Annotated in this window: 7 protein-coding genes; 5 read left to right on the plus strand and 2 right to left on the minus strand. The window is 59.0% G+C overall.

Going from position 1 to position 10641, the window contains the following annotated elements; translation table 11 throughout:
* Window positions 1–434 precede the first annotated feature (434 nt).
* The 5 genes from C4334_RS13660 (at window position 435) to C4334_RS13680 (ending at window position 7890) form a co-directional block, all read left to right on the plus strand.
* On the plus strand, window positions 435–2270 hold the full coding sequence (locus C4334_RS13660; protein WP_352432645.1) for a peptidoglycan-binding protein: 1836 nt from the start codon (window positions 435–437) through the stop codon (window positions 2268–2270).
* A gap of 203 nt (window positions 2271–2473) precedes the next feature.
* Complete coding sequence (locus C4334_RS13665; protein WP_352432646.1) at window positions 2474–3322, plus strand: hypothetical protein; 849 nt, start codon at window positions 2474–2476, stop codon at window positions 3320–3322.
* A gap of 424 nt (window positions 3323–3746) precedes the next feature.
* The gene (locus tag C4334_RS13670; RefSeq protein ID WP_352432647.1) at window positions 3747–4181 is read left to right on the plus strand and encodes a hypothetical protein; all 435 of its coding nucleotides are present in this window, start codon (window positions 3747–3749) and stop codon (window positions 4179–4181) included.
* A gap of 336 nt (window positions 4182–4517) precedes the next feature.
* Complete coding sequence (locus tag C4334_RS13675) at window positions 4518–6068, plus strand: M16 family metallopeptidase (protein ID WP_352432648.1); 1551 nt, start codon at window positions 4518–4520, stop codon at window positions 6066–6068.
* A gap of 19 nt (window positions 6069–6087) precedes the next feature.
* Window positions 6088–7890 (plus strand): M16 family metallopeptidase, encoded by a 1803-nt coding sequence (locus tag C4334_RS13680; RefSeq protein ID WP_352432649.1) that lies wholly within the window; start codon window positions 6088–6090, stop codon window positions 7888–7890.
* Window positions 7891–8126: 236 nt separating this feature from the next.
* On the opposite strand, the gene C4334_RS13685 is transcribed toward C4334_RS13680, so the two are convergent.
* Together C4334_RS13685 and C4334_RS13690 are read right to left on the minus strand one after the other, a co-directional pair.
* Window positions 8127–9095 (minus strand): WD40/YVTN/BNR-like repeat-containing protein, encoded by a 969-nt coding sequence (locus C4334_RS13685; protein WP_352432650.1) that lies wholly within the window; start codon window positions 9093–9095, stop codon window positions 8127–8129.
* Window positions 9096–9202: 107 nt separating this feature from the next.
* Window positions 9203–10459, minus strand: a complete 1257-nt coding sequence (locus C4334_RS13690) for an MFS transporter (protein ID WP_352432651.1) — start codon at window positions 10457–10459, stop codon at window positions 9203–9205.
* Between the last annotated feature and the right edge of the window lie 182 nt (window positions 10460–10641).

Here is a 10641-nt window from a genome sequence, read left to right on the forward strand (position 1 = left end):
GTAGTGGCCGTGTGGCGCGGCCCGCGGTCGTGTCATCCTACTTGGGATGGCACGGCGTCGCTGAACCGAAGCGCGCGCGATAAAGAGCGCGCGTGCATTCCTTTGGGGATGCCCTTCAATTTATTGAGGGGAGGACGTCACTGCCGAAGACGGCAAACGGCGGCGGATCGCTTCGGTGAATTTCTCTGATGGGGCCGCGTTTGTTCAGAGCGTAGCCGAACAGCTTTGCCGTTGATGCGCTCTTCGGCGTTCGGTCGCAGGGAGCTATTCGTCATAGCAGAGTTGGTTGCAGAGGGTTTCGAGAAAAATTTTTCATCACCAACAGGAAACTCTTTCTGAAAAGCGCCGATAATATATAGTAGAAACATTTTTCAAGGGAGAAGTCTCAAAAGGGAAGACGAAAAAGCTGAAACTGTGAGGGGAGGAGAGAGGAAATGACTTTGAAAGTGGACGGTTTGGGAGCGGCGAACGCGGCTCTCGGAAGCTTCGATGACCATACCGTTAATCAGGCTAATCAGGCGCAGGTTGCAGCCGAGACCGGAAACGGTGGTCTTGCTGGGGTCAGTCCGAATCTGCTACTCGCTAGCATGAGCGGGGTAGATCGCGCGGCGATGATGCGAGCGGAGTTGCTCGAGCGGACATCGAACGGGTTTGACTTCAATCTGATCGAGGGAGTTCGCCACAATCCGAACGTCACCTCTGAGTTCATCCAAGAGGTGGTCGCCATGTCACAACGACTCGGGACGCGTCCTGAGTGGTTGTTGGCGGTAATGAGTTTCGAAACGGGCGGGACGTTCAGCCCCGCGGTTCGCAACCCGCTGAGCGGGGCGACCGGCCTGATCCAATTTATACCGGAGACGGCAAGACTTTTGCGCACTTCGACCGACGCGCTGGCGCGCATGACGCCGGTCGAGCAATTGCGTTACGTGGAGCGCTACCTTGCGCCATTCAAAGGGCGGCTTAACACGTTGGAGGGAGTCTATACAGCGGTGTTGAGCGGCAGTCCGCGCCCTGACCCGCGCACGGTGCTCTTTCGTCAGGGCACAAACGCATACGCCCAGAATCGAGGACTTGATTTGAATAACGATGGCTTGATCACCTCTGGCGAAGCGACGGCGCAGGTTGCTGCGCGTTTGTTTGGCGGCGTCGAACGCGTGCAACAACGCTTGATCGACTTGGGTTTGCTTCGCATCGAAAGGCCGACCGGTTATTATGGACCGATGACTTTCGCGGCCATAGAAGAGTTCCAACGACGCCAAGGTTTGTCGGCAACGGGACTGTTGGACGACGCGACGGGACGCGCGCTCTTCGCTATGCGTAAGCCGGAATTGGAGCCGCCCGCGCCGCCCAAAATAGACTCGCCCATGCCTAGCGGCAATCTGGCGCGCGGCGACCGTGGCCCGGAGGTCACAAAGCTTCAGGGTCTGTTGGTTGATTTGGGACACATGACCCGCGAGCAAGTTGCCACTGGTCCGGGCATCTTCGGTCCGCGCACGGAAGCGGCAGTGCGTGAGTTCCAACGTGCAAACGGTCTAGTGGTGACGGGCAAGTTTGATGCAGCAACGCATCAGGCCATGAGCAGAATCGTCAGCGGCGTGCGACGCGGCGACCGCGGCCCGCTCGTTGCGGCTTTGCAACAGCGGCTCGTGGGGCTCGGTTACATGACCGAAGCCGAGGTGAACACCGGTCCGGGTATCTTCGGCCCGCGTACAGAAGCGGCGCTCAAACGCTTTCAGGCGGCCAACGGCATCACGCAAACTGGCGTTCTCGGCGTGACGACCTACCGCGCGTTCCAGAAAGCGGCCTCTGGAAAGACGGCGCCTGAAAAGGCCGTACCTGAGAAGATAACGCCTGCTGGGGATGGAGCGAGAAGCTCGCTGCCTTATGGTCGTCCGGTTGATGCGCCTATTACGAGCGGTTACGGAGTGCGCACACACCCGATTTATAAGGTGCGTAGATTCCACACGGGGATCGACTTCGGCGCTTCGGCTGGCACGCCCGCTCGGACCACTGGCAGCGGGCGGGTCGCTTTTGCCGGAAGAAGAGGCGGTTACGGCAACCTCGTGATCGTCGATCACGGAAACGGTTACCTGACCTATTATGCACACTTGTCGCGCATCAACGTGAGCAGAGGGCAAACGGTGACCAAAGGTCAAGTGGTCGGCGCCGTTGGACAGACTGGGCTTGCCACAGGACCGCATCTACATTACGAGATCAGACGAAGCTCGGGCGAGATCATCGATCCGACTCCGTTTTTGGATCGGCGCTAAGACCAAAAGCGATGAGCTTGGAGTGAGGAGAAATGATGAAAACAACGCGGGCTGAAGATGGTGTGAGGCAAAGGCAGAGCAGGGCGAAGCGTTTGCGCGCAGCTTGGCTCCTGGTTGTCTCTCTTTTGTTGGTCAACTTCGGCTGCAGTCTTCCTGCGACAACCAAGGACTCATCGTCGAGTGAGAAGAAGTCCGAGGGTCATATGGAGAAGCTCGCCGCCAAACTCTCGCAAGAGGGAGGCGGCGAGCCACAGACGGCGGACGGCGCATCGGTCGCGGCCCAAAAGGATCAACAGTCGACGGCGCGCGATCCGATCAACCGCAAAGACACAGACGTCTTCTTGCTCGGCAAGGAAGCGCTCTTTGCCAGTTACCTGCTTGGTGGCCCTGAACCGGAACCCGTGCCGAAGGGAGAAGAAGAGCGCGTCTTGCGCGCCGTCTTTGGCAAGGATGCTCCAGAGGGGAAAGTTAGAGGAAAGGCTGAGAGCGCAGGAGATGGCATCACTGCACCGGATCGGAATGAGACGGTGTATCTCGTTCTACCTGAACCTCCTGCCGCGATCGATCCGCAAGCGGGCAGGGGCGGGGTTCTCGCTGTCTTCGAGGGCAATCGGCTGACGCACAAGATCGCAGCGCCGGAAGGTTACACGGCTTTGGTGCGCGACTTGGATGTCGATGGCGACGGCGTGCGCGAACTTCTTCTGCAGGGTAGTTTCTACAACATGGGAGAATTGACGATCAGCGCTCAACTGATCAACTTGCGAGGCGGTAAAGTCAACGTCGTGCACGACTTCGGCGTCGTCTATGACGACCCGTGTGACGGACATCCAGATGGCGAAGCCCGCGCCGCTATTTTGAAGGCGGAGTACGCCGAGGGGCCAGAAGAAGAGGGGCGCAGAGCTTTGAAGCAGCAAGGCGGACCTCGACGACCGATAAGATTTGGTGCCGACTACTACCGAGCTGCGTGCAAGGAGTTGAAAAAAGCTGAAGAAGCTGGAGACCCACGATCCGCCTTTCGTCCAGCGCCAAAGATAAAAAAGATCGGACCTTGAAAGTCGTAGCTGAAAGGCGCGCTGTAAGCATCTGTTGATCGGCGCGGCTTGATGCCACCGTTGTGGTGCTGCTCTTTCTGCAGATCGGCTTTGTCGGAAAGGGCGAGCGGTAGTCCGCTGCTGTCATGTTGCGTTTCTCCGGACAGGTCGGATCGTTCTTGACCAACCTGCGCGAGAACTGCGCAGACGGATCGTTCGATCGTCTTTCCATCGAGTTTCCATCGAGCTACGACGCTTCCGCTGAGGCAGTAAGCGGTCGCGCGATCTCATCGCTTGCGATTTCGGTCTTTTCGCTGACCTTGTGTCAACGCCAAGGGGCAATGAAATCAGCGTTTTCGAGGCGTCTCTTCCTTGACCGAAAATCGGCCTGCCACCTAGAATGGTGGTGTTCAAAAGAAGACGGAAGAAAGCGCACGGAGGGGCTATGAACGAGCGACATGAGACCGAACCGCCGCTCGAAGCGCAACCGGAAAGAGCTGAGGGATTGATGTTGCGTAACGAGCCTCCGCCGCATGAGGAAACGGAAAGAATCTCTTCGACCATCCGCGAGGCGCTGCAGCGGATCCCGGAATCTTTGGGAGCAATAGGGCGAGACATCAGCCGGACCATCGAACGCGCTTTGGCGGCTAAGGATGAATACATGATCGCCGTGAAGCTTTCAGCAGAGGCGCAAGAGAAGTTGGAGAAGCTAGTGCAAGCCGGGGTCTTTCGCAGTCGCGCCGAAGCGGCCTCCTATCTGATCGATGAAGGGATCAAGGCGCAAGCGGCGCTTTTCGAACGAGTGGACCAGAAATTGGCTGAGATCGAAAAGCTGCGTACCGAACTGCGCAGCATCATCAACCAGCCGCCCTCATCTTGAGATCTCGATCGAAAGCGGCGCCTAAGCGGATCAGGACGGTTCAGCGTCGATTTGGGCGCGCCTTTGCCCGAAGCCGGTGGTCGGGATGGAAACAAACGGCGGACCTTCTGCGTAGTAACAATGGTGAGCTTCAAAGCCGCTTTGAAAGGGAGCGTCGTTTGCGTGGAGAAAGCTCCCTTGAAAAGCGGCGCTTCATCGCGCGATAGAAAGACGACGCGCTCGGCGTCGTTCGCGTAAAAAATGCGTCCTCGAAAGGTGGAAGACCGTCTTCTTCAAAGACGAGGCGCGCCAAGTGAGGAACGGGATCATTTTTCCTCGACCGAGGGTTGAATCGAGATGAACAAACACGTTCAATTCGTCGCGAGCTTATGGCTCGTCGCCTCTTTCGCCATCGCTGGCACAGCGCAGACCAACAACAGATCGAATTCGAAGTTTATGCTACCGCCGACACCCATTGAACAGTTCACTTTGCCAAACGGCTTGCGCGTTGTCCTTAGTCCTGATCGCACGGTGCCGGTCGTATCGGTCGCCGTCTATTACGACGTCGGCTCGCGCAACGAGCGGCCCGGACGGACCGGGTTCGCGCACCTGTTCGAGCACATGATGTTTCAAGGTTCGGAGAACGTGCCGAAAGCCGGTCACTTCCAGTACATCTTCAACGCTGGCGGTACCATGAACGGCACCACCTCGTCAGAACGAACCAACTATTTTGAGACCTTGCCTTCGCACCAGTTGCCGCTCGCTTTGTGGTTGGAAAGCGATCGCATGCGCTCGCTGAAGGTGACGCAGGAGAACCTCGATAATCAGCGCGAGGCCGTCAAAGAAGAGAAGCGCTTGCGCTACGACAATCAGCCGTACGTCAACGCTTTTCTTCGTATCAACGAGATGATCTTCAAGAACCCGGCCAACGCGCATTCCACCATCGGTTCGATGGAAGATCTCAATGCGGCGACCATCGAAGACGTCAAAGAGTTCTTCCGCATCTACTATGCGCCCAACAACGCTGTGCTCGCGATCGTCGGCGATTTCGATCCGCAAGAAGCGCGCAAGCTGGTCACCAAGTACTTTGCGACCATTCCGCGCCAGCCTGATCCGCCCAAAGCGGATGTGTCGGAGCCGCCCGAAGTGGCCCTGCGACAGGAGCGGTACATCGATCGCTTCGCGCAGCTTCCGGCTTTCATGATCGGCTGGAAAGTGCCGCCGCGTCGGACCGTAGACTTTTACGCGCTATCGCTGGCGAGCGACCTGTTGCTCGATGGCGATAGTTCGCGGCTTTACCAGCGTCTGGTCAAGGGCGAGGAGTCCTTGATCGCCATTCAAGGCGGCATCGGCGAGCGGCGCGGGCCTTCTTCGATGACCATCTTCGCCTTGCCCAAACCCGGCAAGGATGTCGAACAGATACGCCGAACGATCATGAGCGAGATCAAACGATTGGCGACCGAAGGGCCAACTCCGGATGAGATGGAGAAGCTGCGCAACAATTTGCTCAGCAGCGCAGTGCGCAGCCGTCAATCATCGCTCTTCCGCGCGCAGCGCATCGCCGAATTTACGCTCTACGATGGCGACCCGAACCTTTTCAACACGGATCTTGAGAACTACTTGAAGGTCACGCCCGAACAGATCAAACAGGTCGTGGCGCGATATTTGGATACCGAAAACCGCGCGGTGATCGACATCATCCCAGCCAGCATGTCCCGCCCCGCAGCCGCGGCACAGCCTTCTGGCGAGGCCGCGCAACCGGGTGCGCCGCCGCCACAGGTGCCTCCGCGTCAGACGACGCCGAAACCAGCTTCGCCGCCAACTCCGGTGAGCAACGAACCGCGCCCCGAGCGCCCACAACAGCCAGCGGACGCGCCGCCTGCGACGCCGCAAAAGCCACGACCATAGTAGACGGGAGGGACCGATCATGTTGCAAAGATCTCATCTCATCGCCGTTGCGCTGCTCGCTTGCAGCGCGTTCGCGCCGTTCAGTCACGCTCAATCATCGAACGCTATGAACCAAACGGAAGATTTTCGCCGCCAGCCGCCTCCGCCGCTGGCCCCAAGACCGATTAACATCCCACAGCCGTTTGAAACCACGTTGCCCAACGGGTTACAAGTCGTCATCGTCGAGGATCGGCGCCTGCCTTACGTCACTTACCGTTTGGCTTTGCGCACCGGCACCGCGCACGACCCCAAAGACCTGCCGGGCCTGACCGACATGATGGCGACAATGCTCACCGAAGGCACCGAGAAGCGGACCAGTCGTCAGATCGCCGAAGAAGTCGCCCGATTGGGCGCACAGCTATTTGCAGGGGCAAACTCCGATTACACCACCGTTTCCGCCGCCGGGCTATCGATTTACGGCGATCGGTTGCTGGAACTCATCTCCGACGTTGCGCTTCACGCCACCTTTCCGGAGAACGAGCTGGCGCTCGTCAAACAGAACACCAAACAGGCGTTGATCGCACAGCGCGCGCAGCCAGCTTTTCTCGCCAACGAACGCTTGTCGCGCATCCTTTTCGGCGAGCACCCGTATTCGGTCATCTCAGCGACGCCGCAATCAGTTGAGGCCATCACGCGCGACCGAATTCGGGAATTTCATCGCGCTCGATTCGTTCCAAACAACGCCGTGCTCATCGTCGTCGGCGACGTGCAACGCGCGCAATTGCTCAAACAGATCGAGCAGCTTTTCGGTTCATGGCAAAAAGGCGACGCTGCATCGGTGAGTTTCCCGGCGCCGCCTACAAGAACGGAGCGCGCCATTTATCTTGTCGATCGTCCCGGCTCGCAGCAATCGAACATCGTCATCGCTGATCTCGGGATCGCGCGCACGAGCCCGGACTACTTCCCGCTGCTCGTGATGAACACCATTCTCGGCGGCACGCCATCGGCGCGCCTCTTCATGAATCTGCGCGAGAGCAAAGGGTACACCTACGGCGCATACTCGAGCCTGGATGCGCGGCGGACGGCGGGTTCTTTGCGCGCCTCAGCCGAAGTGCGCACGCCCGTCACGGGCGCTTCGCTCAAAGAGTTCTTTTACGAACTCGATCGGATTCGCAACGAAGCCGTCAGCGACGAAGAACTGAAGAACGCCAAGTCTTACCTGGCAGGCGTTTTCCCCATTCGTTTGGAGACTCAAGACGGCCTCATCGATCAGCTCGTGCAGATCAAGATGTATGGCCTGCCGGCTGATTACTTGCAGACCTACCGCGAGCGAGTCATGGCCGTGACCAAAGAAGACGTCCAGCGCGTTGCCCGTCAGTACGTCGCGCCGGATCGCGTCGCCATCGTCATCGTCGGCGATGGTTCGGCCATCATGGATCAAATCAAGCCTTACAGCGAAAGGATCGAGATCTATGATAGCGCTGGCAATCGGAAACGACCGGCGACTGCTGGCGGCGCTTCTGCATCTGCGGATGTGGTCGGTACATGGGCGGTTGACGTGCTCGCGCCGAACGGCCAATCGATCCCGGTCACGCTCGTGCTCGAACGCGACGCAAACGGGCTACGCGGCTCGATTCGTTCGCAGCTCGGCGATGCAGCCTTCAAAAGCGTCACCGCCAACGGCAACGGCTTTGAGGCGCGCTCGACCATGATGCTTCAGGGACAAGAGGTGGAGTTGACGGTCAATGGACGCGTGGAAGGCGATCGCTTGAATGGGACGATCAACATCCCGAACTTCCCGCCGCTCTCTTTTACCGGAACGCGAGCTAAAACTTCGCCTTAAAAAAACGCCCGATGTCGGACCATCGGGCGTACAACCACAGGAGAATCGTCCGGCTATCGAGAGCCGCCTTCGTGGCGGCTCTTTCCGGTTCACTGCTCTGCTCGATCATTGAGATGGCCAAAAACGAGCGTGAGTTGCCCGAAATTGAGGGCTGCTGGGGCGCGCCAAAAAGCTGGCTTCGAAAGCTAACCTCCATCTCGTCGAGCGGCCTTTCGGTCTTTGCGCGCTCCCGATTTTCAGTCCTTGCGGTAGAGCAGCACTAAGCCGTCATCGCCCACCGCCCAATTGCGCCTCTTGTCGGCGTATAGCGCGTAGAGGTTCTTGTTGGTTTTGCTCTCTTGGGCGATCCACGTCCGACCGCCGTCACCGGAGCGAAGGATGACGCCGCCACGCCCGACGATCCAGCCGTTCTCTTTATCGGTGAATTTGACGGCGAGCAGCGTTGTGCGCGCCGGGCCCATCACAGCCAGCCACGTCTGGCCACCATCGACCGTGCGTAAGATGGTTCCTTGTTCGCCGACGATCCAACCGGTCTTCTCGTCGCGGAAGTCAACGTGGTAGAGCGTGGCGCGCGTGCCGCTCTTTTGCAGCGTCCACGTGCGTCCGCCATCGTTGGTGTGAAGAACAGTGCCGCCCGCGCCGACGATCCAACCCGTGAGCTTTTCGGGAAAGTCCAGATGAATCAGTTCGCTCTTTACAGGCACCAGTTGCCGTCGCCAAGAGGCTCCGCCATCGTCGGTGAACAAGACGAGACTATCGACGATCTCATCACCGCGACTGACAGCGCCGACGATCCAGCCTCGCTTCTTATCGGCGAAACGGATGCTATACAGCTCCGGCGTCCCGCCGAAATCTCGCGGCGCGAAGCGGTTCGATTCGATCCAGACGCGCCCGCCGTTGTTTGTGCGGAAGATGCGGTTGCCTGCTAAGAGAAAGCCGTTATCTTTGTTGCGAAAGTATATGTCGTTGACGTTGTCGGTGGTAGCAATTGCTTGCGGCGTCCACGTGCGCCCGCCGTCTTCCGTGCGAAAAACCGTCCCACCATCGCCGCCCACCCAACCGTTCTTCTCGTCGACGAAGAAGACCACCGTCAGATCTTTGCCCTTGATAAAGGGCGGTGTCGGCGTCCAGCCTTGCGCGCGCGCGCCTTCGAGTGCAAAGAGCAGTGCGGCGAGAACCAAGAACGCGGAGCAGACTCTTCTCATCCCTCTTCAATCCTCTTTTCGGTCCATTTATGAACCACGTAGTCTGATGCTTCGCCCGAACGGTTTTGTTGTACAAAAAGGCGCGGCGCGGGCATCAGCGCAAAGCTTTACGACAAGGCGCGCAGGCGTTGATTGCGCGCGGCGACGAGGACGATGAAAGCGGCGATCACCGAGCCGTTGACGGCAAGCGCGACGGGCGCGCTCAAACGTTGGGCCACGGCGCCGGTCAGGAAGTTGCCGATCGGCGTCGTTCCGAGAAACGAAAAGACGAACATGCTCATCACGCGACCGCGCATTCGATCCGTCACGAGGTTCTGCAAGAGCATGTTGACCACCGCCACGCAGCAGACGAGCGAATAGCCCATCGCAAAGAGCAGCGCGTTGGCGAGAAGCCAATGGCGCGCGAAGGCGAAGGCCGTAAGAGCCAACGCGAAGGCGAAAGCGCCGCCGAGCACGAGCAGTCCTTTGCGCCGAAAGTCGCTCAACACGGCCAGCGTCAACGCGCCGCAGAACGCGCCAGCGCCAGCCATTGCCATCATGGTCGCCAGACCAGTTTCGCCCGCTTGGAAAACATCGCGCGCAAAGATCGGGATCATCGTCAAATACGGCGCGCCGAACAGACTCGTCACCGCCGAAATCAGCAGCAGCATGCGCACGCGCGGGCGGCCTTGAACGTAACGGAAGCCTTGAAGGAGATCGCGCCAGATGGCATGACGGCGGATCTTCCGCGAAACGGTTGCGGTCATCGGAAACTGGACCAACACGAGCGCCACGACGACGGCGATGTACGACAAGCCGTTGGCCAGAAAACATCCGGCAAGACCGAAAGCGTTGATGGCAAGACCGGCGAAGACCGGGCCGATGACGCGGGAAAGCTGGAATTGCATCGAGTTGAGCGCGATGGCGTTCGATAGGTCATCGCGCCCGACGAGTTCAATTGTGAGGGCTTGATAAGCGGGCGACGAAAGCGCCATACAACAGCCGGTGACGAAAGAGAGCGCGAGGATCATCCAGAGCTGGATCAACCCTGCGACGATCAGAGACCACAACGCAAGCGCCGCTAGTCCCGCTCCGACCTGCGTCCAGATGAGAAGTCTTTTTTTGTCCACTTGATCGGCGAAGACGCCGCCAAGCAAAGTCAGCAGCAATCCGGGCGCCGTTGCCATGAATCCATCAACGCCGAGCCAGAAGGCTGAATCCGTTAATTGCAAGACGAGCCATCCTTGCGCCACCGTTTGCATCCAAGTGCCGACGTTGGACAGGAGCGCGCCCGCCCAAAAGAAGCGATAGTTGCGATGGGCGAGCGCCCGAAACATGGGCAGTTTGATGATGCGGTCAGCGGTCGGCTCGACTTGTGTTTCCATCCGCCTTCTCCGAGGGAACGCTAAACAGACGAGCATACGATAGTTGGAGCCGAATGTGAAATGCGCGCGACTCGAACGATCTCGTGTGGGACCATTCAGTTCGTGACGCGCGCTTCATCGTTGATTGCGGCGGCGCTACAGACCCCCGGCTGCGCGCCGTGGGGATGAGCGCCGCTCACCCC

This window comes from Pyrinomonas sp., from assembly GCF_040289685.1.
In the GTDB taxonomy this organism is placed as follows: domain Bacteria; phylum Acidobacteriota; class Blastocatellia; order Pyrinomonadales; family Pyrinomonadaceae; genus Pyrinomonas.

Bases quoted from the DNA above. Each gene is read 5' to 3' on its own strand.
- C4334_RS13680 (WP_352432649.1), top strand. From the start codon at position 6,088: ATGTTGCAAAGATCTCATCTCATCGCCGTTGCGCTGCTCGCTTGCAGC.
- C4334_RS13665 (WP_352432646.1), top strand. From the start codon at position 2,474: ATGGAGAAGCTCGCCGCCAAACTCTCGCAAGAGGGAGGCGGCGAGCCA.
- C4334_RS13660 (WP_352432645.1), top strand. From the start codon at position 435: ATGACTTTGAAAGTGGACGGTTTGGGAGCGGCGAACGCGGCTCTCGGA.
- C4334_RS13670 (WP_352432647.1), top strand. From the start codon at position 3,747: ATGAACGAGCGACATGAGACCGAACCGCCGCTCGAAGCGCAACCGGAA.
- C4334_RS13675 (WP_352432648.1), top strand. From the start codon at position 4,518: ATGAACAAACACGTTCAATTCGTCGCGAGCTTATGGCTCGTCGCCTCT.
- C4334_RS13685 (WP_352432650.1), bottom strand. From the start codon at position 9,095: ATGAGAAGAGTCTGCTCCGCGTTCTTGGTTCTCGCCGCACTGCTCTTT.
- C4334_RS13690 (WP_352432651.1), bottom strand. From the start codon at position 10,459: ATGGAAACACAAGTCGAGCCGACCGCTGACCGCATCATCAAACTGCCC.